This is a genomic window from Verrucomicrobium spinosum DSM 4136 = JCM 18804, assembly GCF_000172155.1.
Taxonomy (GTDB): Bacteria; Verrucomicrobiota; Verrucomicrobiia; order Verrucomicrobiales; family Verrucomicrobiaceae; genus Verrucomicrobium; species Verrucomicrobium spinosum.
The window spans coordinates 5,264,501-5,290,731 of sequence record NZ_ABIZ01000001.1 but is presented as its reverse complement, the minus strand read 5'-3'; the positions used below and the strand labels follow the sequence as shown (position 1 = coordinate 5,290,731).

Sequence of the window (26,231 nt, the reverse complement as noted above, 5' to 3'; positions counted from 1 at the left end):
AAGGATGACGGCTCTTTCCCTTCGTGGGAGTTCAAAGCCCCACCCCCTCCCAAGCCCCGACAGATCAGCATTGCACCCTCAGAGCCCAGAGTTTGAGCAGGAGTTTGCCTTCCAGAATGAACTGGTGGAGGAATTGCGCCCCAAGGCTTACCGCGACCCGTCGCGCATGGGGCAGTTGATGGTAGAGGTGCATGCGCTGGCTGAGCTCTGGCTGTGCAAGGGAGCCTTTCATCAAGCGGAAGCGCTGTACCGTCGCATTCTCTATCGGTTGCTGGATGCTCCCGTCATGGATGGGGAACTGATCTTGGGGATCAGCACACTCCTGGCAGAGCTGCAAGTGAGGTGGGGGGAACCCCAGGGGGGGCGGGAACTGTATGAAAAGGCGGCGGAGCTCGCGGCCAGACTCGGCATATCTTCCTCACCGACGCTCTCGCTTTTGATGAACAACCTGGGCCATATCTGCAAAGGCCAGGGGGACTTTGAGAAAGCGACGTACTGCTACGAGGAGGCTCTGGCGGGCTACGTCAGCCAGCTTGGGGCCATTTCTTCAGAGGTGGCGGATGTCTCGGACAATGTGGGTGCATTGAACTACCGCATGATGCGGCTGGAAGATGCTCTGGAAATGCACCAGAAGGCCCATGTCATTCGCATTGAGCTCGGCACGAAGGGTGACGAGGCGGCGGCCGCCTATGCGCGTACTTGTAGATTGTTGGTGCTAAGTCATCGCTCGCTGGGCCAGTTTCAGGAAGCGGGGGCGCTTGCCCAGGAGGCTGCGGATATTGCCGCAAAACTGGGCCCGCTGCCTCCTCCCTCCCGTGGGCTTCACGCTGCCCTTGCAGTGGATGATTCAGTGCAGGCTGTCCCGCAGACGGCTCCCGCCACCCTGGCGCATGACAGCCATGATCTCCGCAAGGATGCTGACGGCGATCTCCATGGGTGAGTCGGCATGAATGTCCAGGCCCACCGGGGCGTGAACTGCGGCCAGGGCCTCTGAGGTGACTCCTTGGGCTTGCAGCTCCTCAAAGACGGCCCGTACTTTTTTCTTGCTGCCCATCATCCCCAGATAGCCTGCGCCAGGGTGCGCCAGCAGGGCGGCCAGGGCGGCCCGGTCGAGATGAAAGTTCCGCGCCACCAGCACCGCAGCATCATTCTTTCTCCATGCTCGTGAGGCAATGTATCCTGCCGCAGGTCCCTCATGCAGGACGTTCGCCGCTCCGCCCTTCAGTGTATCCGGCCGATCATCCACCAGCGTGACATGCCAGCCGCAGTCCATGGCCAGCCGGGCGAGGGCCTGGCCGCAATGTCCCCCGCCGAAGATGTGCAGCCACTCGCCCAGCGCCTGGGGTTCTAGGAAGATGGTCGCCTCACCCCCGCAGATGGCACCGAAGGAGTCCGGGCTGGCTTCGTGAAGCGGGTAGGTTTTCAACACTGGCTGGCCGTCTGCCAGGGTGCTGAGGGCATCGGCCATGACCAGCGCCTCCATCTTGCCTCCACCGATGGTGCCGAGGATGCGTCCATCCTCGAAGATAAGTGCCTTTGCCCCTTTTTCCCGCGGGACTGAGCCGCGGACGGCGGCCACGGTGGCCACCACGCAGGGTTCGCGCCGCGCACGCGCGGCGAGGAGTTCGCGGAGCAGTCCGTCTGTGGTCATGGTGGAGGGCGCAATCGGGCGTCAGTTCCGGGAAAGGGTCGCCTCGATCTGACCGTGTGGTTCCCCGGAGGGCAGCATCAAGACGTTTGTGTTGTCAATGCCGAACGCCTGTAGATTCTGGGTAAAGTAGTGGAGGTTGGGTAGAGTGAGGGTGATTTCCTGAATCTCAGGGCATGCCTCAAACGCGGCCGCCGCCATCTCCCAAAGGGTGGCCTGGACAGAGGGGCTGTGATTCTGGGCAAACGGCACGACCACGGCCTTCAGGAAAGCTTCAGTGGTGGCCTGATAGCTGGCGGGGACGGCGTTCCAGATCCAGCGGGCTTTTAGGGTGGTCGCCAGCAACCGGTCCTCCGTGGGCGGCAGGGTGGTATGCTCACAGGTGGCAAAGCCGCTGAAGCCGGATCCGGTGGTTTTCAGCAGAGTCAAGCCCTGGACGCCGGACTCCAGAGACGTGGAAGAGCGGGTCTGGACGAGTCTCGCCAGCGGTGTGGCCCGCTGGGTTTGGGTAAAGCTGTGGGGGTGGGGCACTCCGCCCACCACCAGCCGGTTCCATGAGCGCTCTTCAATCTCCACCACCACCTTGGTCACCTGAGCATAGCGGTTCAGGAAATGATCTGCCACAGTTTGGGCAAAGGGCTCGTTGTCCACCCCCAGGTGATTGTAGGCCAGGACGTTGATCGCGTTTTTCATCGTGTCTGTGGGCACGATGCAGGAGTTGTCTCCTGACTGATAGCTGGCGGCAAACTCGCCCTCCAGGGCGATGCGCACGGTAATCTCTTTGACGGAGTGCACGGGACCGTCGCGGAGGACCTTGCAGAGTCGCACCCGGGCTTTGCCGTAGTTTTGAGAGACGAGCTTCATGATGGGGGGCCTGATGTCGTACTGGAGAAGGGATGCTGCTGATGCCAGTGGCGGGCGATATCGACACGCCGGGTGATCCATACCCGGTCGTGCTTGGCCAGGTGATCCAGGAACCGCTGCAGGGCCACGAACCGGCCGGGACGGCCTAGAAGACGGCAGTGCATGCCGATGGACATCATCTTGGGAAACTCCGCCCCCTCCTCGTAGAGAACGTCGAAGGTGTCCCGCAAGTAGGTGTAAAAATGGTCGGCCGTATTGAAGCCCTGCGCCGTGGCAAAGCGCATGTCATTGGCATCCAGGGTGTACGGCACAATCAGATGTGGCTTGCTGACTCCCGAGGCTGTTTCCACGGTGGTCCAAAGCGGGAGGTCATCGCCGTAATAGTCGGAGTCGTAGAGGAATCCCCCGTGCTCCACCACCAGCCTGCGGGTATTGGGGCTGTCGCGTCCAGTGTACCATCCCTGGGGGGGCTGGCCGGTGATTTCCTCGATGATCTGTGTCGCCTTCTCCATATGGAGTCGTTCCGTGGCCTCATCCACCTGCTGGTAGCTGATCCAGCGGAGGCCGTGGCTGGCGATCTCGTGCTCCTGTTCCCTGATGGCGTGGGCCACTTCGGGGTGACGCTGTAGCGCCATGGCCACGGCGAAAACGGTAAGGGGCAGGTGGCGCTTTTCGAACTCCTTCAGAATGCGCCAGACGCCGCTGCGACTGCCGTACTCGTAGAGCGACTCCATGCTGAGATGGCGGTCTGGAAAGCTGGGCGCACCGATGATCTCAGAGAGAAAAGTCTCGGAGCCTGGATCGCCGTGGAGCACGCTGTTTTCGCCGCCTTCCTCATAGTTGAGGACGAACTGGACGGCGATGCGGGCCTTACCCGGCCACGCGGCGTGCACCGGCTGGCGTCCATAGCCAACCATGTCGCGCGGGTAGGAGGAATCTAATATCATGGCACCCGCGATTGTGCCCCGGCGCTGTCCAAAGGGCAAGCCGTTGGTTGCGAAGTGGTCCGCAAGATGTGTGCGGGGTCAGCTCCCGCGGTAGGTGCTGTAGGACCACGGCCCTACCAGCAAGGGCACGTGATAAGCTGCTGGTGGGCTCTCCACGCCAAATCGCACGGGCACCAGATCCAGAAAAGGAGGGTGGGCGACGGCCACGCCAGAGTCTTTGAAATAATCTCCGGTGTGAAAGAGCAGCTCGTACACCCCGGTGGTGATTTCCTCGGCATCCACCATGCTCTCGTCCAGGCGACCGTCGGCGTTCGTGCGGGCAGTGAACAGACGCTCCCGGTACTCTCCGGTCAGGCGGTGCAGTTCCACCAGCATGCCGGCGGCAGGCTTGCCGTGATAGGTATCCAGGACGTGTGTGGAAATGCGGCCGGGCATGGCGGGGAGCGTGTTTGCTTGCAAGGATCTACCTGGAGAATAGCTGGTCCAGGCGAAGTCTGGCAATCTTTTCAATCTCGGCCAGTGCGGTGGCAATCTCCGTTTCGCGGTCGTTGGGGAGACGGGCTTCAAATGCTCTGAGCATGCTCTGTGGATCATTGAGCCTGGCGCAGAGGATGAACGGGAATCCAAAGCGGGCTTTGTAGCTGGCGTTGAAGGACTGAAAGCGATCGTGCTCCGATTCGGTCAATGATTTCAAACCGGAGGCCTCCTGCTCTGCGGCGGACTCGGGCGAAAGCGTGGCCAGCCGGTCGCCCAGGTCAGGGTGGGCGCGGATGAGAGTGAGCTTTTCACCGTCGGATGCCTCGTGCATGACGGCGCACATGGCCGCGTGCAAGGTGCCGACATCAGCGAACGGCCGAAGCGTCCATGCTCGGAACCCCACCCAGTCGGCGTGCTCGAAGATCCCGGCCAAAGCGTCTGTGAAGGAGTCTTGGGGAAGCGTGTTGAGTTCCGACAGTGAAGGCATGTCCGAAGTGGGACGATGGAGCCCATTCAAGCAACCGAAAGATGCGAGGGACGGTGCGACGTGGGATGTGTGGTGACTTTTTGCCTTTCTCACATCTGCACCGTAGCGAACTTCTACAGCACACTCCGCGGGCGCAGCCCGATGCAGGCCTTTGCTCTTGCTCAGATCTTTGCCTTTGCCAGCTGCTGCTGGCTGGAACTGCACGCTGACTTTGCGACCAAGCGCCCGGGAATGAGCTTGCAAAGCTGCCCCAGAACGCTTCCACTGACTTGGGCTGGTTTGAATTTCATCTGAGCCCTACCCTGTGTGGGGTAGGCCGCCAGTCACCCTTTTTGTTTCGCTGTGGGACGGCTGTGAAATTGGTGTATAAATTCTTGCGATTCGCCGGTGCGCTTCTTGTCGGCTTGTGTTTGCTCATTGGTGCTGTTGTGCTCGCAGGACTGATCTGGCTGCTGTGCGAATCGGTAGCTAGTGTTGTGCACGAACGAATGCTGACTTTCGAGGGGACTCCCAAGGAGGGATATGCCTATTGGAAGTGGGAGTTTGTCCGTCGACAATGGCGGGTAATTGTCATTGGGGTCCTTGTGCTCGCGCCCGCAACTTTCGGGATCATCTATGCGTGGTGTCAATATGTCTGTGGATTCAGGGGGCTGGCCTTCGAGGATGAGCGTCCGGCCAGTGATGAGGTTTCTAGTTCCGACTCTTGAGGATTGTCGCGGCTGGATCGACGTTGATCTGCCGTGATTGAGTTCGACCTAGTCGCTTTGCGGTCGGGCTTCTCCTATATGGCGTCCTTCTTGCGTTTGCAGAGGTGGATCTCGATGGTGGGGTTTACTTTTGGCAAGTTCACATGGCGGTTAAACCAGTCACGTATATCTGCATCTGGCCGGGTGCCGCATGGCGCTGAACTTGCCCTTCCAGGCAGTCAAGACATTGCGAGACGAGCTCAAGGCGAAGGGTGATTTCCCAGACTCTATCTGGGAAATTGCTGGTGCGCGGTCTCTCCAGAGATGAAAGAATTTGGCATCTCTAGACATGTGAAATCCAAAAGATGCTCGCTTCCACGAGCAAAATACCGACGATGATACCCAGGCCACGCCAGGTGGTATTTGTCATCGATTTCCTCGGGTCGCCTTCGGTCCGGTCGAGCATCAACCACCAACTGAAGCGCCCAACCAAAAACGGCATGGTGACGTAGGTCGTGGCGGCGACCGTGAGGATGTTAAGCATGAGGGTGACCAGGGTGCTGTCCAGACTGCCAAACAATGGCCGCACGTAGCGGAGATTGATCATCACCAGGGGATAGAGGCCGACGAGAACGAGCAGGCCGGTCTTCCAGCGGGGCGGAGAGGCTCCGGTGTTTGGATCAATGGGAGTCCAGCCGGGGAAGGGGGACTTGAGGCGGGTGGCTTCCGTCTTTTGAATGACTTCGCGTGCTTCTTCCAGGAGGGCCGAGCGCTCGGGGGAGTGACGCCAGCGATCCAGGTTGCCCTCTGAGTCGAAGCGCAGGAGGGTGGTCCACTCGGAGGAGCCGCTGCCTGGGGTGGGGGCGATGATGTGCACGCCGCGAAACCCCTCGAACCGCGCTTGTGCCTCCTGGGTGCGCCGGGTCCAGAGGCGGTAGGCTTCCTCCATGCCGGGGCGGATCTGGGAGCGAATGATCTCGGTGACGCCTCCTGGATGCGATGTTTCCTCTTTGTCGGGAAGAGTTTCTGAGAAGACCGCACCATCCGCCAGCAATTCTTCTGCCTCAGCAATGAGCCAGCTTCGCTCCGCAGAGTGCATCCACTGGTCGAGTTGCTCTGGGGTGCGGAAGCGGACGATGAGTTTCCAATCCCGGCTGCTGGCATGAGGAGGAGGCAGAAGGTCCGCGCTCATGAAACCTTCAAATCGGATCACCTTCGTATGAAACCGGATCTGCCACGATGACACCGCCCGGTTGATGCCGGTACCTGTGCGGGCAGAGAGGGTGCAGATCAGCGTGGCGTGCGAGTCGTTCATGGCGTGAGCGCGTGGGGGCGACAAGCGGATGTCAGGCCAGTTCCTCGATGATCTGCGGCGCAAAGTAGTGAACCAGATGGCGACGGTGATCCGGGGTGCCGTGGGGATCGTTGAAATAATCTGAGGCAGGAATCGCTGTGTCCAAGCTTGCGGTCAGGTCCCTGGCGCTGGGCGGGGTGGCAAACCTCAGTTGCACCGGGCGGACAGTGGCGGCGGTGATGGTGAGGAGGATGTCTGCTGTGACCGGGCAACGAGTGCCGATAAGGAGGACAGAAGAGCGGCCTTCCTGAGTCTGGGAGAAGCGCCGGAAAGCAGGTTGTTTCCGCAATGCCGATGCGGGGAGATGGATGCTGCGAAGGAGTTCCCCGGGGTGCAGTACCGTCTGCTGCACTCCTGTGACGAGCTTGAGGGCCGGGACTGAGCGTGGCGGACCCTGCCGCGGCCAAACGGTGCAAGTGCCTTCCAGCGCAGCCGCCAGGGAGATGAGGGCACCGGCCGGGAGGCCCAGGCACAGATTGCCCCCCACGGTGGCTTCGTTCCAGATCTTGAAAGATGACTGAAGCGCTTCGCAGCAAGTCTGGATGAGACGGGAGGCGTGCCAGGAAGCCGGAATATTGGGGCTGCCGCCGAAGGCATGCAGTTGGGCGATCGTGCAGGTCGCGGCGATTTCAAGTCCAGTCTCTTCCGCGACATTGAGAGCCGGCCAATTGAAGCTCCCCATGTCCAGCAGGGTGTGCAGGCCCGGCTGCGGCTCAGAGAAAAGCCAGGTGCCTCCAGCCAACCAAGCGAACCCGGATTCCCAGGTCGGGACTTCGTCCGGTGACTGAGGAGAAAGCTGGGCGGTGATGTGGTGGAGATCCATGCTTGAATGCGCCGATTTTTAGGTGAGGGATGGCCGGAATGATCTACGCTAGATCGTGAAAAATTGCAGCCATCGTTTTGGGGTTCTCGTGCTGGCTGCTGGGGCCTCCCGGCGGATGGGACGTCCCAAAGCGTTGCTCCCATGGGGAGATGGGACGGTGCTGGCGCATCATCAGGACGTGTGGAGCTTTGCAGGGGCCCGGCAGGTTGTGGCGGTCGTTGATCCCGCCAATGACCTGGTGGCGGTTGAGCTGAAGCGCTTGAACTGGGCGAATGTGATTGCGAACGATCATCCGGAGGATGGCATGATGTCCTCCTTGCGTGCCGCTGCCGGCTGGCCGCATTGGCGGAAGGGGCTCCAAAGTGTGGTGGTGATCTTGGTGGATCAGCCGCAGTTTCCATGCTCCGCTGCTCAAGACCTCCTGGATCTGGCGGCGCATCATGTTGACGAGATCTGCCAGCCTCAATGCGAAGGTCGCCGAGGGCACCCGGTGGTGTTGCCGTATCAGGTCTTCGCTGGTCTGGCATCGACTCCCGCGGCCACGCTGCGGGACTATTTGCGGGAGATTCACGTCCCCAGGCGAGTGCTTGAGCTGGCGTCCAGTTGGTGGCTGGACGACATGAATGTGCCAGGGGCGTATGAGCGGATCTTGGGACTCAGCGCTGAAAGTGGGAGACTGGCTTGAGTCCCTTGATGAGCTAAACCGCGCTTGCCAGCCTTAGGGCATGCCGGTTGTGCTCCTCGATCACCTGCGGCATGTCCACGGTCACGACCAGACCGTCTTTCACCACCGGGCGTCCATGCACAATGGTGTGCCGCACGCCCTGGGGAGCGCAAAACACGATGGCTGCCACCGGATCATGCAGCGCTCCTGCGTAGTTCAGGGTGTGCAGGTCCAGAGTGAAAAAGTCGGCACATTTCCCTGGTTCGAGGGAACCGATGTCGTGACGACCGAGCACCTTTGCACCTCCCAGCGTGGCCAGTTCCAATGCCTCTCGAGCGGTCATCCAGTTTTCTGGAGTCGGTGGTGGGAGATCGGCGGGACGCAGTCCCAGAGCGAGCCGGGCGAGCAGCATGGTTTGGCGGACCTCCAGCAGCATGTTGGAGGCATCGTTGCTGGCGGATCCATCCACGCCCAGTCCCACCTTCACACCAGCGGACAGGTACTTCTTGATGGGGGCAATGCCGGAGGCCAGCCGCATGTTGGAGCAGGGGCAGTGGGCGGTGCCGACCCCGCTCTGTGCGAAGCGCTGGATCTCTGCATCATTGACATGGACTGCATGGGCAAACCACACGTCATCCCCCAGCCAGCCCAGCGTCTCCATCCACTCCACCGGGCGCATGGCGGAGTGCTGGAGGGTGTAGCGTTCCTCATCCAAGGTCTCGCAGAGGTGTGTGTGCAGTTTCACGCCGTGCTGGCGGGCCAGCGCGGCCGAGTCTCTTAGCAGTCCCGTGCTCACGGAAAAAGGAGAACAGGGGGCCAAGACCACCTGGGTCATGGAGCCAACCTTGGGATCATGATGGGTGCGGATGACGCGTTCACTGTCCGCCAAGATGAAGGTTTCATCCTCCACGCAGTCATCCGGTGGCAGCCCGCCTTGAGACTGGCCGAGGGACATGGAACCGCGGCTGGCGTGGAAGCGAACCCCCAGCTGGCGGGCTGCGTCAATCTGACAATCCACGTTGTTGCCGCTCTGGTAGAGGTAGGTGTGGTCAAACACCGTGGTGCAGCCGGACAGGGCCAGTTCCGCCAGACCCACCAACGTGCTGGTGCGGGAGGCCGCCTCTGTGGTTCCCGCCCAGATTCGATACTGGGCTTGGAGCCAGGGGAAGAGATTGTTGTCCTGTGCGGCGGGCAGGCAGCGGGTCAGGGTCTGGTTGAGGTGATGGTGCGTGTTGACGAATCCCGGCAGCACGATCTGTCCGCTTAAATCCAAAATCTCGTCCGCTGTTGCAGGCAATGAGGCGCTGGGCCCCACCTGCTGGATAATGCCATCCAGCGCATAGAGGCCTGCATTCCTCAGTTCACGACGCTGCCCGTCCATCGTGACGAGCACTTCGGCATTCCGGACCAGGAGCGTGGGCATGGAAAGATGGGGCTCTTACTTTTCCATCACCTTGAAGAGCCACTTCTCAAAAAAGTGCAGGAGGAAGATGATGGCCAGGGCGTAGGTGAAGGGCGTCAGATCACGAGGCCGGGCGGGCGGATCTTCCTCGAACTCCCGATGGAGCTCTGTCACGGCGGAGGCCTTGCCCTTGCGGTTCATGGTGCCGAGGGAGATGACGGTGAGCGCGATGAGGCCGATGCCGATGCCGGTGCTGATGCTGAAGGTCATGGGCATGGCCATGAGGGTGAGGATGGCGGGGGCGGATACCTCGAACCGGGTGAGATCGATCTCGCTCACGCTTTCAAACATGAGGATGCCCACCACCACCAGGGCGGGGGCAACCGCCACGCCGGGGATCATGAGGATGAGGGGAGTCAGGAACAGGGCCAGAAGGAAGAGCACGGCCACCACCACGGAGGTCAGGCCGGTGCGTCCGCCCGCCTGCACGCCGGTGGCGCTCTCGATGTAGCTGACCACAGTGGAGGTTCCCAGCAGAGAGCTGAGAATGGCCGCCAGGGAGTCGGCGGTCAGAGCCCTGGGCAGGCCGGGCACGTGACCGTTCTTGTCCATCAGTCCAGCGCGTTTTGTTACCCCAATGAGCGTGCCGATGTTGTCAAAGAGGTCCACGAGGAGCAGCGTCAAGATGACGGGCAGGGCCTTGGCCGGCTCTTTGAGGAGGAAGGTGAAGTCCAGTTTCAGGAAGGTGGGTTCAATAGAGGCGGGCAGGGACAGAATGCTGGTTGGCATCTGGGTGATGTTGCCCCCTTTGCCGTCCGGCAGGAAGAAGCCGATGACGGTGATCACGGCCATTGAAATGATGATGGCCGCCGGGGTGCCCCTGGCCACCAGGACACAGGTGAGCAGGACGCCCACGCCAAAGAGGGCCACCGAAGGGTTTGAGATGTCACCCAAGGTCACAAACGTGTGCGGGTGCCCCACCACGAGGCCGCCGTTTTTCAAGCCAATGAACCCTATGAAGAGCCCGACGCCGGCGCAGACTGCCGCCTTCAGAGAGTTGGGCAGGGCGTTGACGATGCGTTCCCGCATGCCTGTCACTGAGAGGAGCAGAAAGATGCACCCATTCACAAACACCAGCGCCAGGGCACTCTGCCACGGGACGCCCATGGTCAGGCACACGGTGTAGGCGAAGAAGGCATTGATCCCCATGCCCGGGGCGAGGGCGAGGGGGAAGTTGGCCAGGAATGCCATCAACAGGCTGGCTCCAGCGGCCGCCAGCGCCGTGGCCGTAACCACGGCGGCCTGGGGCATGCCTGCATCCTTGAGGATCTGCGGATTCACCACCAGGATGTAGGCCATGGCCGCGAAGGTGGTGCAGCCAGCGATGATCTCGCGATTCACCGATGTGCCGTGACGCGAGAGCTGAAAGCGGCGTTCGAGGAAACCAGAGGAGGCGGGACCGGGAGGCGTCATGAGAGGGCGATGTCTAGTAAAGGTAAAGTGGAAGGGAGGGCAAGCGCCGGGTACAGTCGTGGAGCCGTGAGAGGTAGATCGGTGAAGCGGATGCCGGTCGCATTGGCTATGGCATTGGCCAGGGCCGGGGCCACGGGGTTGACCGGGCTTTCACTCATGGGCTTGGCCCCCATAGGTCCGATGCGGTCGTGTGTGTGCGCAAAGTACACCTCCGTCTCGGGAAGGTCCGCCATGCCCGGGATGCGGAAATGGCGCAGCGTGGGGTTGGCGATGCGACCCTCTACAGTGAGTTGCATGTCCTCTGTGAGCACCCAACCTATGCCCTGAGCCACGCCGCCTTCCACCTGCCCGCGGCATTGCATGGGATTGAGCACCTGCCCGGCATCTGCGGCATGCACGCTCTGCAAGATGCGGACCTGACCGGTGATGCGGTGCACTGCCACGCGGAAACCGTGGACATTGAATGCCACCGATCTGGGGGCGGCGTAGGCGCGGCGGACGGCGCTGAGCCGATGCCCGTCCTGCTCGGCCCGGGTCAGCAATTCACTCAAAGGAAGGGTATGGTTCGCGCAAGCGACAGCGGTCCCTGTGAGCTGGCAGGACTCAACCGGTTGTCCCGTGTAGCGACTGGCGAGCCGGAGGAGTTGCTCCTTCAACACCTTGGCGGCCGCAAGCACTGCGCCGCCGCCCACCAGTGTGCCAGTGCTGGCAAAGGTGCCAGTGTCGTAGGGTGTCTTGTCCGTATCCGCTGTGACCATTCTGACTGATCCGACAGGGCACCCCAAAACAGTCGCGGCAATCTGCCGCTGCACTGTGAGCGTGCCACTGCCGAACTCCGCGGACCCAATGGAGACCTGGTAGGACCCGTCCGCGAGGAGATCAATGCGAGCCTCAGAGCGATGCTCCGTGGGAGGTCCGCAGTCCAGCATCGCAAGTGCCAGCCCTTGCCCGGTGCTCCATTCGTGGCCCAGCGGAAGGGACTCTCCGCGACCGCTGGCGAGCGCCTCTTCCACCAGATCAAGGCATCCCGCAAGGCCGTAGCTGCCAATCTCCAGATCACCTGGATGAGGCCAGATGCTCAGGAGCGTGTCGCCGGGCTGGATCATGTTCTTCCTGCGGAGGGTGATGGGGGGCATCTGCAGGGCGGCGGCCAGCTCATCCATGGCACACTCCACGGCGTAGGCGGTCTGGGTGAGGCCGTATCCCCGAAAAGCTCCTGAAGGGACGCAGTTTGTGTAAACAGCGTAGCCATCGGCCTGCTTGTTGGGGCAGCGATACACGGCAAAGGCCTCGTTGAGCGAATGGCCCAGTACCTCGCCGCCGTGATTGCCGTAGGCGCCTGTGTTGGTGACCACCCGCATGCTCATGGCCGTGAGCGTGCCATCGCGTCGTGCGCCAAGTTTCACCTTCACACGGAAAGGATGCCGCGTGGTGGTGGCGGTGAACTCCTCCTCCCGGGTAAACTCCCAACGGGCGGGGCGTCCTGTCTTGAGCGTCACCAGCACGCAGAGATCCTCTGTGAGCACCTCTTGCTTGCTGCCGAAGCCGCCGCCGACCCGCTCGGTGTACACGTGCAGATTCTCGGGATAGAGGTTAAACAGGTACACCAGCTTCACCTTGGTCAGGAAGGGGGTCTGGCTGCTGGTGCGCACATGCAGGCGCCCGTCAGGCGTGAGGTAGCTCAGGCTGTTGTGCGTCTCCAGTGTCACGTGGGGCTGCCGGTGCGTGGCATAGGTGTTCTCCACGGTGACGTCCGCTTCCTCGAACCCGGCGGCCACGCTGCCATTCTCGCCGTGGATCTCCCGCAGCACATTGCGCTCCGGGTGGGAGATGCGTGAGGCGGCGTCTTTGCCTTGGTGCAGGATCGGAGCATCGGGGCGCATGGCCTCCTCGGGATCAAACACGGCAGGCAAAATCTCGTAGTCCACCTCAATCTTGTCGCAGGCGAGAACTGCCGCCTGTTCCGAGTCGGCCGCCACCAGTACGACACGTTGCCCGACGAATCTCACTACCCGGTCCAGCATGAGGGTGTCATCCGGGTCCACGTGGTAGTCATCATGCGTGGCGCTGGTGAAAGGCCGGTGCAACGGCACATCCTCCCATGTGAAGATGCTGTGCACTCCTGCCACTTGCAGGGCGGCCTCTTTCCGGATGGCCACCACCCGGGCATGGGCATGGGGAGAGCGCACCACCTTCAGATGCAACAGATCAGGAATTGGGGGCTCGTCGGCCGTGAAGCGGGCCTGACCCGTGACCAGAGCGGGGCCCAGCGGGCTGCCCAGGCTGCGTCCCACGCTGGCACCGGGCAAGTCTTCCTGCACGTGACGATGTCCTTCTATGGCATCTCGAATGGCCCGGTAGCCAGTGCATCGGCAGAGGTTCCCTTTCAGGACCCTCTCCATAGGAGCGCCCATGGCACAGCATTTTGCGGCAGCCGTCATGATGGTGCCCGCAGTGCAAAATCCACACTGGAACCCCTGGGCTGCCAGGAACTGCTCCTGCATCGGATGCAGGGGGCCCTCTGCTGGGGACAGCCCTTCGATAGTGGTGATACGACGATCCCTCGCCCGGAAGGCAGGGTAGAGACAACTGTGTACCGGTTTGTCATCCACCCAGACCGTGCAGGCACCGCAGTCACCCGCGTCACACCCCTTCTTCACTCCATACCAACCCTGCTCTCTGAGCAAAGTTCTCAGGCATTGTCCCGGTCGCGGGGCCACCTCGGCGGGATTGCCATTGATGGTCAATTGCATGGGCCGGGTGCGGGAAAGGGCTGCTGAGGAATAGGGACGACTGTAGGAGAGTCTGACGCCATAGAACAGCACACTTGGGGGGATGTCGCGCAGATTTTGTGCGACTCAGGGGTGCGCTGGACAATCGTTAGAACTCGAACTCCAGCACGGCCTGCGGCACCACATCGTGCTGCCCTCTCACGCCATACTCATTGACCCAGATGTCCACCTCGGTGCCGATCCAGAGTTTGGACTTCTTGCCAAACACTTTGGCCCCCAGGTCCATCATGAGCTGGGGGCTGGTGTGAAAGGATTCTGCCAGTTCACCTTCCGCCCCGTTGTAGTCGGCAAAGCCTCTGAACATGAAGTCGCAGCCCGCCAGACGGAAGGGGATGCCCCATACATAGGTGATCTGCCAGGTGCTCCCGCTGATGTCGAAGTCATCCCGCCAGAAGAAGTTGATGCTGGAGTAGGCGAATCCCGGAAGGTCGAGCTCCAGCGCCATGCCGTGCAGCTGACGGAGCTGGGTTTTATCAAGGTGTGTGCCGAAGGTCCGGTTGATGTTGGCCAGGGAGTCGGAGGTGCCAAACTCCAACATGCCCGAATAAAAGTAGATGTCTTTCACCGGACCGAAACGGTAGGACTTGCCAGTCAGCTTCCCCAGGCTGAGGCGTGGGTTGACCTCGCCGTAGAGGTCAAACCCTGTTTCCGGGTGCCCGCGACCTTCTGTCGTGAGGTTGGTGAAGTCTGTGAAGAAGAAAAGATCCCCCCAGGCGTTGTCCTGAAAGTGTTCCAGGGTGATCAAGTCCCGTTCATGACTGGATGCGAAGGGCTGGTCCCAGTTGAAGCCATACAGGTACCAAAGGCTGGTGCTGGAGAAGTTGATGAACTTGTCCGAACCGGGTGCCTGAACTGGGGTGGTGGCAGCCTTTTCAGAGGACAGCACTGGCTCACCGGCGAGGGTGCTGGCAGCCAATCCCATAAGGCTGGCAATGGCGAGCGAGGTGATCTTGCGGACAGGGGAGCAAGGACGCGACTTCAACACAGGGAGGGGATGACGTGAGGTTGTTTTGTAAAATTTAAGAAAGCGAATAATGCCAGAAAGTGAACCGATCAATCGAGGAAAAGTAGTGGAGAAAATAGAAAATGGCAGCAGCGAACATGCCTGCCCGAAGCTTGGAAGCACTCCTCGCATACGCCTTTTGGAGTATATCGATGTGAGAGCAATGGTGGGTTTAGCGCCTGCCGGCTGGGATCAGGAATCGATGGGATGCGCCTTCACCAGATTGACCAAGGCCTTGGCAGCGTGCGACAGGTAAAAATCCCGGCACCACGCGATGGCGATATTCCACTGAATATCGGGATCCTCAAGGCGGATGACAGCTACGGCGTTGGTCCCTCGGACCACGGACATGGGAAGGAGGGCGATCCCGACTCCGCTGTCGATCAACCCCGCAATCAGCGAGAAGTGACTGCTGCTGGCAGCGATCTCTGGCGTAAAGCCCGCTGCGGCGCAGGCGTTGCGCACGGTGTCGTTGAGTGCGAAGTCTTCTGGAAAGATGATAAACGGCTCGTCTTTAAGCTCCTTGAGCTTCACACTTTCCCGGGTGGCCCAATGGGAATGGCGCGGCGCTGCAAGCGCGAGACGATCATGGAAAAAGGGGACGGAGTCGTACAATGCCGAGTCCAGGGGCAGGATGAGGGTGCCCAGTTGCATGTCCGCAGCCAGGAGGGCTCGCTCCGTGGCTTTTGAGCCTTTCTCGAACAGAACCAGCTCGATATCCGGGTAGGTCTTCTTGTAACGCTTGATGAGTGGCACAAAGAGTGTGCCGCTCAGGGGTGGAATGCCGAGGGTCAGCACGCCTCGCTTTAACCCAGCGAGATCCGCAAGCTCCGTCTCCAGTGCGGCGTGGTCACGCAGGAGGTTCTGGGCGTGTCGGAAGAGAATCTTTCCCGCGTCCGTGAGCACGATGGACCGATGCTGGCGGGTGATCAAAACCTGACCGATGTCTTCCTCAAGCTGCTTGATCACGCGACTGATGGAAGGCTGGGTCAGCGCAACCTTCGAACTTGCCGCAGTGAAGCCGCCGCGGCGTACCACTTCGACAAACACGCCCAGGGAACGGAGATCCATGCCATACGGTTAGTGTATAGGACGCATACGTACAATGCATTTCACAAATTGATTGCTTGCGAACACAATCGCTGGTGTGAGCGCAACTCCCTACTCACCAATTTCTTACGACGGCGATTTGGTTGCCGTTTCCAAGATTTCCATCGGGATGCAACAACCTGACGAGGCGACATAATGAAAATCTCTAGCGCAAAGGTATGCGTGGTCGATCCGGACGTTTCTGGAAGGTTCCGGATACTGGAATGGCTGGATGAAGCTGGTTATCAAGCGGAAACGTATTCCAGCGGCAGGGGGTTCCTGTCTGGATGTCACGCGGCGAGTCCTGTGTGTGTGATCCTTGAAGTGGATCTCCCGGACATGACCGGCATCGAATTGCAGCGACATCTCAAGGAACGGGGGCGCAGCGATCAGTTGGTGTTTGTAACAGCGAAGCAAGGTGTTGAGGCCTGTGTTGCCGCCATGAAACTGGGGGCGGTGGACTATTTTTCCAAGCCTGCTCCACGTGAGCCCCTGATGGATGCGGTCAGCCTGGCGCTCAAGCGTTCGGCGAACTTGGCGACCAAACGAGCTATACAAAAAGAGGCGCACACCCGGGTTTCCTCGCTCACACAGCGCCAAATGGAGGTGCTGGAACTGCTGATTCGAGGGATGTCCAACCGTTCCGTGGCCCAAGCCTTGGGAGCGACAGAGGCAACAATCAAAATTCACCGCCGTCGGATTATGGAGAAGATGACCGCCGAATCGCTGCCGGAACTGGTGGCGATGGCGCGTGAGGCGGGGATAAAGGTCCCGTGGCAGATGACATTCCGCTCGGAACTGGTGACGGGCATGTCTTTGCGCTCCGCGGACTAGCGTATTGGGGAGTTGCTGCTTCCACACGGTTTCGACCGTGCGGCAAAAAGTAAGGGTCAAAGTGGCGAGTGCCTGCTTTGACCCTTCAAGTTTTTGGGTGGCTCCCTGAAGTGTGGACTAGCCGCCGCCAGCTCCCACCATGCCAGCATCCGGTGCGGTCATGCGGGCAGGATCCAGGGCTTCGGTCAGTTCCTCTTCCGTGATCCCCAGCTCAGAGAGGCGTTCGAGGCAGAGCTTCCGCACTGGCGTGCCAGTCTTGGCGGAGAGTTTGGCGATCTCGGATGCCTTGTCATAGCCGATCTTGGAGTTCAATCCGGTCACCATGGCGAGGCTGTACTCAATCAACTCATTGCAACGTTCACGCTTGGCTTCGATGCCGTCCACACAGCGCTCGCGGAAGATGCCGGCAGCGTTGGACAGCAGTTCGATGCTTTCGAGCAGCGCGGCTGCCAGTGCTGGCATCATCACGTTGAGCTCGAAGTTGCCGTTGGCCGCGCACCAAGTGACCGTGGTGTCATTTCCGACTACGCGGGCGCAGACCTGCATGAGGCTCTCGGACATGACCGGGTTCACCTTGCCGGGCATGATGCTGCTGCCGGGCTGGGTGGCGGGCAGCGAGACTTCTCCGATGCCGCACTGCGGTCCGCTGCCGAGCCAGCGCACGTCATTGGCGATCTTGAACAGGCTGGTGGCGATGGTCTTGAGCTGGCCGCTGGCCTCGACGAGGGCGTCCTTGGCGGACTGGGCTTCGAAGTGGTCTTTGGCCTCGCGGAAGGCGATGCCGGTCTTCTCCGCAAGGAGCGCGATTGCTTTGGCAGGGAAATCAGGGTGACAGTTCAGACCCGTGCCCACTGCGGTGCCGCCGAGCGGAAGCTCGAGAATGGCGTTGATGGCCTTGTGGGAGCGATCCACGGCGAGATCTACCTGACGGGCGAACCCTTTGAATTCCTGCCCGAGACGAACCGGGGTCGCGTCCATAAGATGGGTGCGACCGATCTTAAGCACATCCCAAAACTCCTTGCTCTTGGCTTCGAGGGAAGCCTGTAGCTTCTGAAGAGAGGGGACAAGCTTGTTGAGCAACTCCTGGGCGACGGCGACGTGGATGGCGGTGGGGAAGGTGTCGTTGGACGACTGCCCCATGTTCACGTGGTCATTCGGATGAACGGGGTCTTTGGCGCCAATCGGCTTGCCAGCGATCTGGCAGATCCGGTTGGAGATGACCTCATTGGCGTTCATGTTGGTGCTCGTGCCGGAGCCTGTCTGGTAAATATCCAGCACGAAATGGGAGTCCAGATCTCCAGCCGCGACTTCCAAGGCGGCTTGTTCGATCAAAGCGGCCTTGTCAGCGGCGAGGATGCCGAGGTCGGCGTGCACCTTGGCGGCGGCCCACTTGATGAGCCCATAGGCGTGCACCACCGGGTACGGGACCGGCCGGCCACTCACGGGAAAGTTGAGAACGGCGCGCTGGGTGGAGGCACCGTAGAGCGCTTCAGCGGGCACGGGCATTTCGCCCATGCTGTCTTTTTCAATGCGGGTGCTCATGTCCGATTACATTGCGCCTTTCTTCAGATAGGTGAATGCCACGGCCCCCGCGACCAAAAAACAAACTGCGATGATCATTCCGATAGTCATGTTGCATGGCATAGCCGGGATTGGCGGGCATGCCAGATTTTTTTGTCTTTCCGACGAATCGTTTTCAGAATCGCCAAAGCCAGCGTGGCGCTAGTCAGTAGCCCTCCATGGGATTGGGAGGGATCCAGGGCGGATGGAAAGAGTTGCAAGGCCGTTCTGGGGAAGGGAAACTGTCTGTCTCCCGCCCCCGACGTCGAAAAGAAAGCGCAAACAATCGTCATTTTAGGTTGCGCTGCGGCGGGTTTTATATATCTTGGCAAGCTCTATGGCTAAAACGAGCTGGATCGAACGCAACAAGCGCAAACAGAAGACGGTTGAGAAGTACGCGAAACTCCGCGAAGAACTCAAGGCTAAGGGTGACTACGTGGGTCTCTCCATGCTTCCCCGCGATGCCAGCCCGACTCGCCTCGTCAACCGCTGCCGTGTGTCCGGTCGTCGCCGTGCGTTCATTCGCCGCTTTGAGATGTCCCGTCTGACCTTCCGTGAAATGGCTTCCGCAGGGCTCATTCCCGGTGTGACCAAATCCAGCTGGTAATTTCAGTTCAGGTTACATCAAATTGACTTTGCGAAGGTGCTGCGACGCAGCACCTTTGTTTTTGTAGATGCCGACCTACCACTACATCGCCATCAAACCTGAAGACGGGTGCCCCCGATGCAGCAAGGGGTTTGATTTGCGACGTCCCATCAGCCGACCTGCTCTCACGGAGTGCCCGCTGTGCAAGACGCCGGTGAGGAAGGTCATCACGTCCGTGAACACCCCCCGGGTATCCAAGCCGATGTCTGTTTCCGACGCCAAAAGTGCAGGATTTACCATCCTGGAGAAGCGTTGTGATGGATCTTACGAAAAACTTTGACATTGTTGAGGCGCGGAAAACGCTTCGCGCCGACTCATGATTCTCTCTCTTTCCACTATTGTCCTCGCCAGCACCGCCGAACCGGTGGTGCGAGAGTGGCATCTCACCGGGGCCCAGGTGTTGTGGCAGATCTCGGTGATCATGTTCTTCGTGCTCCTGAACGGGTTCTTTGTGGCTGCGGAGTTCGCGATCGTCAAGGTTCGGGACAGTCAGCTTCAGGAGGAGATCGACGAAGGCAATCGCGGGGCCAAGTTTGCCCGTTCTGTGACGCGTCATCTGGACGCTTATCTTTCTGCCACGCAGCTGGGTATCACTCTTGCCAGTATTGCCCTGGGCATGTTGGGCGAGCCTTACCTGTCCCACATGCTCCAGCCACTTCTGTTTAAGGTGGGCTTGGAGAGTGAAGCGGTGGTGCGCGGGATTGGCTGGGGTGCAGGCTTTGCCATCATCACCTTCCTGCATGTGGTGCTGGGTGAGTTGACTCCCAAGTCCATGGCCATTCGCAAGGCACTGGCCACCACGCTGCTGATCAGCCGGCCGCTGCACCTCTTCTATGTGGTGCTCAAGCCTGCGATCTTCCTGCTCAACGGCACCGCCAACTGGATTCTCCGTGTGGTTTTCAAGCTCGACCCAGTGGCGGAGGGGGAGCGTGTGCACTCTGAAGAGGAGCTCAAGCACATCGTCGCGGAAAGTCAGCGGTCCGAGGAAGTGACCGAGACCGAGAAGCACATTGTGCTGAACGCCCTGGCATTGAATGATCGCGCGGTTCGCGATGTCATGACGCCGCGCAAGGATGTGATTTCCCTGGACGTGGATGAGCCCTTCGAGTCCAGCTTGAAGCTCGCCATTGAGTCCAAGCACACGAGGTTCCCGCTGGTGGAGGGTCATTTGGATCACACCATCGGCCTCGTGCACATCAAGGATATTCTGAAACTCGTTCATGAGGGTGGCAAGGACGGCAGTGATCTTCGCCGGATCAAGCGCGAGTTGCTGCTCGTGCCGGAGATGATGCCCATCGACAAGCTCCTGAAGTTTTTCCTGGAAAAGCATGCCCACCTTGCGCTGGCGGTGGATGAGTACGGCGGCGGGGTGGGTATCGTCACGCTCGACAACGTCGTGGAGGAAATCGTGGGCGACATTCAGGACGAATTCGACCTTCCGGTGAAGCCTGAATTCCGCCGTATCAACACCGAGGAGTTTGAGGTGGAGGGTATGCTCAATCTCTATGAGCTCAATGATCTGACAGATCTTGAGCTGGAGAGTGATGAGGTCACCACCGTCGGCGGCTATGTGACTCATTTCCTGGGGCATTTCCCCAAGCAGGGTGAGATGCTGCGGATTGAGAACTATGAGGTGACCGCCACCAAGGTGGAGGCCCGCCGTGTTGCCCAGCTCCATTTCAAGCGTGTAGAACTGCTGCCTGAAGACGAAGAGGAAAAGGCAGCTCGGGAAGTGCTTGAAGCCCCTGAGGAAGTTCGTCACTAGGTGTCATACTGTGAGGCTGCGTGCCTGGGACCGAGAGGTGGTGCGATGGCCTATGGACGGGCTTGAGGGATGGCGGCGACGAGGGCCGTTTGGGGCGTGAACCGCATTCTCACGAATGCAGCTACGAGTGCCTCTGATGAGGTGTTGCGGGAGGGAATTTGTGGCTGCGTTCGTGAGAACGCGGAGGGTGCGATGGCCTATGGACGGGCTTGAGCCGGTGGAGACGTCGTGGGAGGTTTGAGGTGTGAACCGCATTCTCACGAATGCAGCTGCGAGTGCATTTGATGCGGTGTTGCGGGGGGGAGTTTGTGGCTGCGTTCGTGAGAACGCGGTGGTGAGGAGGCCGGTGGACGGGCTTGAGCCGGTGGAGACGTCGTGGGGAATTTGAGGAGTGAACCGCACTCTCACGAGTGCAGCTACGAGTGCCTCTGATGAGGTGTTGCGGGAGGGAGTTTGTGGCTGCGTTCGTGAGAACGCGGTGGTGAGGAGGCCGGTGGACGGGCTTGAGCCGGTGGAGACGTCGTGGGGAATTTGAGGAGTGAACCGCATTCTCACGAATGCAGCTACGAGTGCATTTGGTGCGGTGTTGCGGGAGGGAATTTGTGGCTGCGTTCGTGAGAACGCGGTGGTGAGGAGGCCGGTGGACGGGCGTGAGCGGTGGCGACGTCGTGGGAGGTTTGAGGAGTGAACCGCATTCTCACGAATGCAGCTACGAGTGCGTCTGAGATGGAAGTGCCTTCGGAAGGTTGCTCCGGTATTTTATAATCCTGAGGCAGGGATTCAGGAAATAAGATGCAGTGCGGCAATGACGATGGTCAGCCGGGTGCTCATAAGGTCAGGGGAGGGGGAGGAAACAAGAAGGGAGACGTGAGAGCGTGGCTCCCTCCGTCTCCCTGGCTGTAAGTTCGCGGAACTAAGCTCCTACCGGCTCAGCTCCAGCATCCGCAGGATCGGCTTCTCGGCGCGCTTGCGCACCTCTTCGGCCATTTCCACCTGAGGACGCAGATTGAGGAGGCAGTCGTGAAGCTTCTCGAGGTTGTTCATCTTCATGTAGCGGCAGTCGGCGCAGCGGCAGTGTCCGGTGGGACCGGGGATGAAACGCTTGTTGGGCACCTCCCTCTCCAGGCGGTGCAGCATGCCGCTTTCTGTCACGATGATGAAGCTCTCGGCCTCACTCTCGCGGCAGTAGTGCACCATTTTCTCCGTGCTGCAGACTTCGTCGGCGAGGAGGCGCACGGCGTAGGTGCATTCTGGGTGGGCCACAACCTTTGCGTCCGGGTATTCCGCTTTGATCTGGTTGATGCTGTCACGGGTAAATTCCACGTGCACGTAGCAGGCGCCCTGCCAGAGATCCATTTTGCGGCCGGTTTGCTCCATGACCCAAGCGCCGAGATTTTGATCCGGCACGAACAGAATGGGGCGATCCTTGGGGGCTGCTTCTACGATCTTCACCGCATTGCCGCTGGTGCAAATGCAGTCGCTGAGGGCTTTGACGCCGGCGCTACAGTTGATGTAGGCAATCACGTAGTAGTTCTTCTCTTTGTGGACTTCGAGGAACTTCTCAAGCTGCGGGGCAGGGCAGCTTTGCTCAAGCGAGCAGCCGGCGTTGGCGTCAGGCAGGACGACGATCTTTTCAGGATTCACAATCTTGGCGGTCTCTGCCATGAAGTGAACGCCGCAAAAGCAGATCACATCCGCTTTGGTTTCCTTGGCCTTGTAAGCCAGTCCGAGGGAGTCGCCCACGAAATCGGCCAGTTCCTGAATCTCACGACTCTGATAGTTGTGAGCAAGGATAATGGCGTTGCGTTGCTTTTTCAGCCGGAGAATCTCTTCGGTGATGCTTGGGGCGGCGATTTGAACCATGCTGAATATGGTACGAACGCACCAATCTGCAAGCTGCAACCGCGGGTCAAAGGACTGGCCATCTCTGTGACGAGCCTATGCAGGCTTGTGGGTCGGGCCGCTGTAAACGGCTCACACCCAATGGATCATTTCACAAACTCCAGCGGTGCGGCATTGGGTTCAACAGCCAGCTAAAAAAATCATGAATCATGCTGCCACACCTGTTCTGGGCGCAGTTGACCGGTTCCGGGATGTGCGGCCGGAGTGAGATTTACCAAGGATGCCAAAAAAACGAACCCGAAGCGGGGGCTTCGGGTTCGAAAGTGACTAGGGGGTGGACTTGGTGGCTGGGCCGCATCCTGTGACCAGGGATGAGGCGCTGACCTGGCGTGGCGCGCTGGGTTCCACTTTTGGCTCTACCCGGAGAATATTCATGGAGCCGTCGAGCTCGCCGCCGGGATCAATGCCGATGGAGCGGGCGGTGACGTCACCCTGAACACTGCCGGTACCTGTGAGCAGGACTCGGCCGGTGCATTGGATGCTTCCGATGACCTTGGCCTGGATCTCGACTTCGGCGGCCTGGATGGTTCTCGCGAACTGGACCTCGCTGCCTTTTTCGATGACCAACCGGTTGCACCGCACTTCACCTTCGATCAAGCCGGAGGTCTTGAGGGTGATGTCTCCGCTACAGAAGAGGCTGGCATTCACCTGGCCCTGCTGCACGCGAAGGTCACGGCAGCGGATTTCGGTGGTCTTCACAACGCCGTTGCGGCGGATCAGCACATCTCCACGGGTGTCGATCGGGGTGCTATAGTCGAGATTGATGTCGAAATCCTCCATGCAGATCGTGGCGGAGCACGAAGGGCAGGTGGTGGATTTCGCGGAGCGGCCGACCTTGAACTTGTGCTGGCACTTTCCGCATTCGACTTCCTTGAAGTACTGTTGGCGGTAGTAGCCCTGCTCCTTCATTTTCTGGAAGGTGCTCTGGGCCATGGGGCCCTGCACCTCGCCAGTAGGCTTGGGGCGTTCGGCTTTTTCTGAAATTTCTGTGCGCTGCAGGTAGGCTGGCTTCTTGAGCGCGGCGAGCCCAAGTGGCTGAGGCGCAGGCACTTGGGGTTGGGGGCGTGGACGGAGTCCGGTGCGCGTTTGGGCTCCGGTAAACAGCGATGGGGCTGCTGGTTCCGCTTCCTTGAAGCCCATCATGTCGCCGAGACCAAGAGGTAATTCCTCCTGGAGGGGGGCGTCGGTCGGGAGGAGCGCCTTGAACTCTGCCGGAGCCTGCGTTTCAGGCTGAGACGGCGGGGACTCCGGAGTGGCAGGGGAGTCCGTTTTTCTTAGCTCGGCCAGGAGGGGATCCTTGGCCGACACATCCATCACCGCAGGAAAGACTGCGCTGGGATTCGGGTTGCACTGGGACGAGGCAATTGCACGCTGCTTTTCGATCCGCAGGTGTTCCCCGCACTTCTTGCAGAAGGTTGTCACCACCAGACGCGGCTCACGCTGAGCCGCGCCACAAATGGGGCAAGTGACTTCGATTTGATTTTTTGAGAGTGCGGATTTCTCGTCTTTAGGTTCTCTGACTAGAAATTTTCCAAGCACGTCTTTAGAAAGGGTTGGGGATTAGGGCTTCTGGGAGCCGCCCGAGCCGCTGTTCGCTGCCTTGGCGGCAGCGCCTTTGCCCACCTGGGACCGGCCCAGGAAAGTAGCTCCTTCTTCAATCGCCAAGGTTGCTGCGGTCACGTCACCCACCAGTACGGCATTTGACTTGAGTTCACAACGTTCTTGTACGGTGATGTTGCCTTCAACTTTTCCGAAAAGGGTCACTGCGCGGGTTTTGATCTCGCCTTTGATCAACGCATTTTCACCAACGGTCAATGCGCCATCTGAACTGACTTCACCTTCAATCTTTCCGTCGATGATCAGGTCGTGAGAAAATTTAATGGATCCTTTGATTTCGACGTCGTTGGCGAGAACGTTCTTGCTGGTGGTCATGAGTGGTTGGGTTGACGATCTTGGTGATTGTGTTGTGGGAGAGGGGGAGTGTGCTGCGCCGGAATGGGCAGGAGAAGCGGCGGAATTATCGCTGCGCCGTTCATCTTTCATGCCTTCCGAGGGTTGTCCGATAATTTGTTTCAGCATTAGGAAAAAGTAATCATTCGGGGGGAAGGGTGTCAATCAATCACTCGGATGTTTTTGAGGCCCATGGAGTTATTTCTCTGGTCAAATTTTCGCATCCATTTGTTCCGCAATCTCCTCTGCGGGATAAGTCCATATTTCACTAAGTGTTGGATGGTAGTGGGGGGCTGTCGCCACCTGAGCTGCTGTGGCGCCAAGGTGCATGGCCATGGCGATTTCGTGGATGAGTTCCGTGGCCTCCGGACCCACTACGGAGCCACCCAAAATCTCTCCCGTCTCAGGGTCGCCCAACAGCTTCACAAAGCCTTCCATCTCATCCATCACCATGGATTTGCCGTGGTCATTGAAGGGATAGCTGGCGACGAGATAAGGGACGCGTTTTTCACGTGCTTCTGCCTCGGAAAGTCCCACCACGGCCACCTGCGGATGTGTGAAGACTCCAAAGAGTTTGCAACGATAATCCATGCGATGTTTGCAGGGCTGGTTCTTAAGTGTGCTTGCAGCGTTCTTTGCTGCGACTTCGCCTTGTTGAATCGCAAGATGCACCACTTCCAAAGGGCCAGTCACATCACCTGCGGCGAACACTCGCGGATGGCTTGTGATCATTTCTGGAGAAACAGGAATTTGTCCTTTTCGATCCAGCTCTATGCCGATGTTACCAGCTTCCAAATTGCCTGTTGCCGGCCTTCTTCCCAGAGCCACTAAAATTTCTGCGGCTTCAGACACTTGTTCCGCTCCAGCGTGTTGGAAATACACACGCTTTTTGCCATCGGGAGCAGTTTCCATACGAAGGAGGCGCGTGCCGCAGAAGATTCTCATGCCTCGTCTCTCAAACGCACCATGGACTACCGCAGCGAGATCGGTGTCCATGCCGGTGAGCAGGTGGGGGCTGCGTTGGATCACAGATACCTCGCGGCCGATTCCCTCGAGGTAGTGCGCCATTTCAAGCGCAATGGCACCGCCCCCTAGAACGGCGAACGATGAGGGGATGTTCTCTGCGTCCAGCAGGGTGTCGCTCGTCCAGTACCCTGTTTCCTGGAGGCCGGGCACAGAGGGGACGTTGATGACCGATCCAGTGGCGATCAGGGCGGTCCCGACCGTGAGGCGGCGGGTTTGACCGTCCTTGAGAGTGACCTTGAGGTTCACGGCATTGTCTGGGGATTGGGCAAACTTTGCCATTCCTCGAATGACGGTGAATCTGCCATCGTTGATCTGCTGCTGGCGATACCCGGAAAAGTCGCTGATCAGGTGCCGCTTCCGCTGGCGTATGGCCCGGGTGTCCACCGCTTGGGAGGTGGCCTGGAGGCCGAAGGCGGCAGCATTCCGGATGACGAGGTTGCGGTTGGCGGATTCGATGAGGGTTTTGCTGGGCATGCAGCCCCGCAGAATGCACAGCCCGCCGAGCTCTTCGGCACCGTCGATGATGGCGGTTTTCAAGCCCAGGGCGACGGCGGCGCGGGCGGCGGCGTAACCGGCGCTGCCGCCACCTAAGACGGCAAAATCAAAGTCGGTATCGGGGTGCATGGGAGGGTATGTAACGGCGTTCTGGATACGAACCAGCAGAAACGAAGGGAACAGGGGGTGTTTTCCCGGGAAAAACCACCAGTTTTCCCGCCCAAAAACGTAAAAAAAATTGGCGCTCCTGTGCCCGCTCGCTAAACTGATCTACCCCGCTGGCGGCGCTTAATTTGCGGCATGGCACGATGGTTTGCCTGCTCGCGACCGCAGCGCTCATTTCG

At 59.8% G+C, this 26,231-nt stretch carries 23 protein-coding genes; 6 read left to right on the top strand and 17 right to left on the bottom strand.

Annotated features, from left to right (window positions below):
- Positions 1–70: 70 nt before the first annotated feature.
- On the top strand, positions 71–940 hold the full coding sequence (locus VSP_RS41180) for a tetratricopeptide repeat protein (RefSeq protein ID WP_075087025.1): 870 nt from the start codon (positions 71–73) through the stop codon (positions 938–940).
- Here the strand turns inward: VSP_RS41180 and VSP_RS36620 are convergent.
- The 7 genes from VSP_RS36620 to VSP_RS21495 form a co-directional block, all read right to left on the bottom strand.
- Positions 848–1,651, bottom strand: a complete 804-nt coding sequence (locus tag VSP_RS36620; protein ID WP_009963286.1) for an XdhC family protein — start codon at positions 1,649–1,651, stop codon at positions 848–850. The genes VSP_RS41180 and VSP_RS36620 overlap by 93 nt on opposite strands.
- A 21-nt stretch (positions 1,652–1,672) precedes the next feature.
- Positions 1,673–2,512: a factor-independent urate hydroxylase gene (gene pucL / locus VSP_RS21535; RefSeq protein ID WP_009963285.1), complete on the bottom strand. Its 840-nt coding sequence runs from the start codon at positions 2,510–2,512 to the stop codon at positions 1,673–1,675.
- Positions 2,509–3,459 (bottom strand): allantoinase PuuE, encoded by a 951-nt coding sequence (puuE, locus tag VSP_RS21530; RefSeq protein WP_029190652.1) that lies wholly within the window; start codon positions 3,457–3,459, stop codon positions 2,509–2,511. Before puuE ends, pucL begins: the two co-directional genes overlap by 4 nt.
- Positions 3,460–3,537: 78 nt before the next feature.
- Positions 3,538–3,894 (bottom strand): hydroxyisourate hydrolase, encoded by a 357-nt coding sequence (uraH, locus tag VSP_RS21525; protein WP_009963283.1) that lies wholly within the window; start codon positions 3,892–3,894, stop codon positions 3,538–3,540.
- A gap of 28 nt (positions 3,895–3,922) precedes the next feature.
- Positions 3,923–4,423, bottom strand: a complete 501-nt coding sequence (gene uraD / locus VSP_RS21520) for a 2-oxo-4-hydroxy-4-carboxy-5-ureidoimidazoline decarboxylase (protein WP_009963282.1) — start codon at positions 4,421–4,423, stop codon at positions 3,923–3,925.
- A 1,029-nt stretch (positions 4,424–5,452) separates the two neighbouring features.
- On the bottom strand, positions 5,453–6,424 hold the full coding sequence (locus VSP_RS21500; protein ID WP_009963278.1) for an antibiotic biosynthesis monooxygenase: 972 nt from the start codon (positions 6,422–6,424) through the stop codon (positions 5,453–5,455).
- Positions 6,425–6,455: 31 nt separating this feature from the next.
- The gene (locus VSP_RS21495; protein WP_009963277.1) at positions 6,456–7,286 is read right to left on the bottom strand and encodes an FAD binding domain-containing protein; all 831 of its coding nucleotides are present in this window, start codon (positions 7,284–7,286) and stop codon (positions 6,456–6,458) included.
- Between the two features lie 55 nt (positions 7,287–7,341).
- On the opposite strand from VSP_RS21495, the gene VSP_RS21490 reads away from it, so the two are divergent.
- Positions 7,342–7,971, top strand: coding sequence for a nucleotidyltransferase family protein (locus VSP_RS21490; protein WP_156345155.1), 630 nt, complete (start codon positions 7,342–7,344; stop codon positions 7,969–7,971).
- A gap of 13 nt (positions 7,972–7,984) precedes the next feature.
- On the opposite strand, the gene VSP_RS21485 is transcribed toward VSP_RS21490, so the two are convergent.
- The 5 genes from VSP_RS21485 to VSP_RS36615 all read right to left on the bottom strand — a co-directional run bounded on the left by VSP_RS21485 (position 7,985) and on the right by VSP_RS36615 (position 15,691).
- A complete protein-coding gene (locus tag VSP_RS21485) occupies positions 7,985–9,373 on the bottom strand; it encodes an 8-oxoguanine deaminase (protein ID WP_009963274.1) in 1,389 nt (462 codons plus the stop codon).
- 15 nt (positions 9,374–9,388) lie between these two features.
- The gene (locus VSP_RS21480; protein WP_009963272.1) at positions 9,389–10,825 is read right to left on the bottom strand and encodes an NCS2 family permease; all 1,437 of its coding nucleotides are present in this window, start codon (positions 10,823–10,825) and stop codon (positions 9,389–9,391) included.
- Entirely contained in the window at positions 10,822–13,578 is a 2,757-nt protein-coding gene (locus tag VSP_RS21475; RefSeq protein ID WP_009963271.1) for a molybdopterin-dependent oxidoreductase, read from the bottom strand. Before VSP_RS21475 ends, VSP_RS21480 begins: the two co-directional genes overlap by 4 nt.
- Positions 13,579–13,705: 127 nt before the next feature.
- Complete coding sequence (locus VSP_RS21470) at positions 13,706–14,599, bottom strand: outer membrane protein OmpK (RefSeq protein ID WP_157210996.1); 894 nt, start codon at positions 14,597–14,599, stop codon at positions 13,706–13,708.
- 213 nt (positions 14,600–14,812) lie between these two features.
- Complete coding sequence (locus VSP_RS36615; RefSeq protein WP_009963269.1) at positions 14,813–15,691, bottom strand: LysR family transcriptional regulator; 879 nt, start codon at positions 15,689–15,691, stop codon at positions 14,813–14,815.
- Positions 15,692–15,865: 174 nt separating this feature from the next.
- Between VSP_RS36615 and VSP_RS36610 the strand changes: the two genes are divergently transcribed.
- Positions 15,866–16,543 (top strand): response regulator transcription factor, encoded by a 678-nt coding sequence (locus tag VSP_RS36610; protein WP_009963268.1) that lies wholly within the window; start codon positions 15,866–15,868, stop codon positions 16,541–16,543.
- A gap of 117 nt (positions 16,544–16,660) precedes the next feature.
- Here the strand turns inward: VSP_RS36610 and VSP_RS21455 are convergent, their stop codons facing one another.
- On the bottom strand, positions 16,661–18,085 hold the full coding sequence (locus VSP_RS21455; RefSeq protein ID WP_009963267.1) for a class II fumarate hydratase: 1,425 nt from the start codon (positions 18,083–18,085) through the stop codon (positions 16,661–16,663).
- 355 nt (positions 18,086–18,440) lie between these two features.
- Here VSP_RS21455 and rpsN point away from each other — a divergent pair, with 355 nt between their 5' ends.
- From rpsN to VSP_RS36605, 3 genes are all read left to right on the top strand, one after another.
- Entirely contained in the window at positions 18,441–18,710 is a 270-nt protein-coding gene (gene rpsN, locus VSP_RS21450; RefSeq protein WP_009963265.1) for a 30S ribosomal protein S14, read from the top strand.
- Between the two features lie 67 nt (positions 18,711–18,777).
- Complete coding sequence (locus VSP_RS21445) at positions 18,778–19,029, top strand: FmdB family zinc ribbon protein (protein ID WP_009963264.1); 252 nt, start codon at positions 18,778–18,780, stop codon at positions 19,027–19,029.
- 36 nt (positions 19,030–19,065) lie between these two features.
- Positions 19,066–20,514: a hemolysin family protein gene (locus tag VSP_RS36605; protein WP_009963263.1), complete on the top strand. Its 1,449-nt coding sequence runs from the start codon at positions 19,066–19,068 to the stop codon at positions 20,512–20,514.
- Positions 20,515–21,435: 921 nt separating this feature from the next.
- Here the strand turns inward: VSP_RS36605 and nadA are convergent.
- From nadA to VSP_RS21420, 4 genes are all read right to left on the bottom strand, one after another.
- Positions 21,436–22,377 carry a quinolinate synthase NadA gene (gene nadA / locus VSP_RS21435; protein ID WP_009963262.1) on the bottom strand — a complete coding sequence of 314 codons (942 nt, stop codon included), beginning with the start codon at positions 22,375–22,377 and terminating at the stop codon, positions 21,436–21,438.
- 306 nt (positions 22,378–22,683) lie between these two features.
- Positions 22,684–23,841: a polymer-forming cytoskeletal protein gene (locus VSP_RS21430; protein ID WP_029190649.1), complete on the bottom strand. Its 1,158-nt coding sequence runs from the start codon at positions 23,839–23,841 to the stop codon at positions 22,684–22,686.
- Between the two features lie 135 nt (positions 23,842–23,976).
- Entirely contained in the window at positions 23,977–24,495 is a 519-nt protein-coding gene (locus VSP_RS36600) for a bactofilin family protein (RefSeq protein ID WP_232289500.1), read from the bottom strand.
- A gap of 81 nt (positions 24,496–24,576) precedes the next feature.
- Positions 24,577–26,016 (bottom strand): dihydrolipoyl dehydrogenase family protein, encoded by a 1,440-nt coding sequence (locus VSP_RS21420; protein WP_009963258.1) that lies wholly within the window; start codon positions 26,014–26,016, stop codon positions 24,577–24,579.
- Between the last annotated feature and the right edge of the window lie 215 nt (positions 26,017–26,231).

Coding starts and splice junctions, on each gene's coding strand:
- VSP_RS36620 (WP_009963286.1), bottom strand. CDS start 1,651: ATGACCACAGACGGACTGCTCCGCGAACTCCTCGCCGCGCGTGCGCGG.
- pucL (WP_009963285.1), bottom strand. CDS start 2,512: ATGAAGCTCGTCTCTCAAAACTACGGCAAAGCCCGGGTGCGACTCTGC.
- puuE (WP_029190652.1), bottom strand. CDS start 3,459: ATGATATTAGATTCCTCCTACCCGCGCGACATGGTTGGCTATGGACGC.
- uraH (WP_009963283.1), bottom strand. CDS start 3,894: ATGCCCGGCCGCATTTCCACACACGTCCTGGATACCTATCACGGCAAG.
- uraD (WP_009963282.1), bottom strand. CDS start 4,423: ATGCCTTCACTGTCGGAACTCAACACGCTTCCCCAAGACTCCTTCACA.
- VSP_RS21500 (WP_009963278.1), bottom strand. CDS start 6,424: ATGAACGACTCGCACGCCACGCTGATCTGCACCCTCTCTGCCCGCACA.
- VSP_RS21495 (WP_009963277.1), bottom strand. CDS start 7,286: ATGGATCTCCACCACATCACCGCCCAGCTTTCTCCTCAGTCACCGGAC.
- VSP_RS21485 (WP_009963274.1), bottom strand. CDS start 9,373: ATGCCCACGCTCCTGGTCCGGAATGCCGAAGTGCTCGTCACGATGGAC.
- VSP_RS21480 (WP_009963272.1), bottom strand. CDS start 10,825: ATGACGCCTCCCGGTCCCGCCTCCTCTGGTTTCCTCGAACGCCGCTTT.
- VSP_RS21475 (WP_009963271.1), bottom strand. CDS start 13,578: ATGCAATTGACCATCAATGGCAATCCCGCCGAGGTGGCCCCGCGACCG.
- VSP_RS36615 (WP_009963269.1), bottom strand. CDS start 15,691: ATGGATCTCCGTTCCCTGGGCGTGTTTGTCGAAGTGGTACGCCGCGGC.
- VSP_RS36610 (WP_009963268.1), top strand. CDS start 15,866: ATGAAAATCTCTAGCGCAAAGGTATGCGTGGTCGATCCGGACGTTTCT.
- VSP_RS21455 (WP_009963267.1), bottom strand. CDS start 18,085: ATGAGCACCCGCATTGAAAAAGACAGCATGGGCGAAATGCCCGTGCCC.
- rpsN (WP_009963265.1), top strand. CDS start 18,441: ATGGCTAAAACGAGCTGGATCGAACGCAACAAGCGCAAACAGAAGACG.
- VSP_RS21445 (WP_009963264.1), top strand. CDS start 18,778: ATGCCGACCTACCACTACATCGCCATCAAACCTGAAGACGGGTGCCCC.
- VSP_RS36605 (WP_009963263.1), top strand. CDS start 19,066: ATGATTCTCTCTCTTTCCACTATTGTCCTCGCCAGCACCGCCGAACCG.
- nadA (WP_009963262.1), bottom strand. CDS start 22,377: ATGGTTCAAATCGCCGCCCCAAGCATCACCGAAGAGATTCTCCGGCTG.
- VSP_RS36600 (WP_232289500.1), bottom strand. CDS start 24,495: ATGCTGAAACAAATTATCGGACAACCCTCGGAAGGCATGAAAGATGAA.
- VSP_RS21420 (WP_009963258.1), bottom strand. CDS start 26,016: ATGCACCCCGATACCGACTTTGATTTTGCCGTCTTAGGTGGCGGCAGC.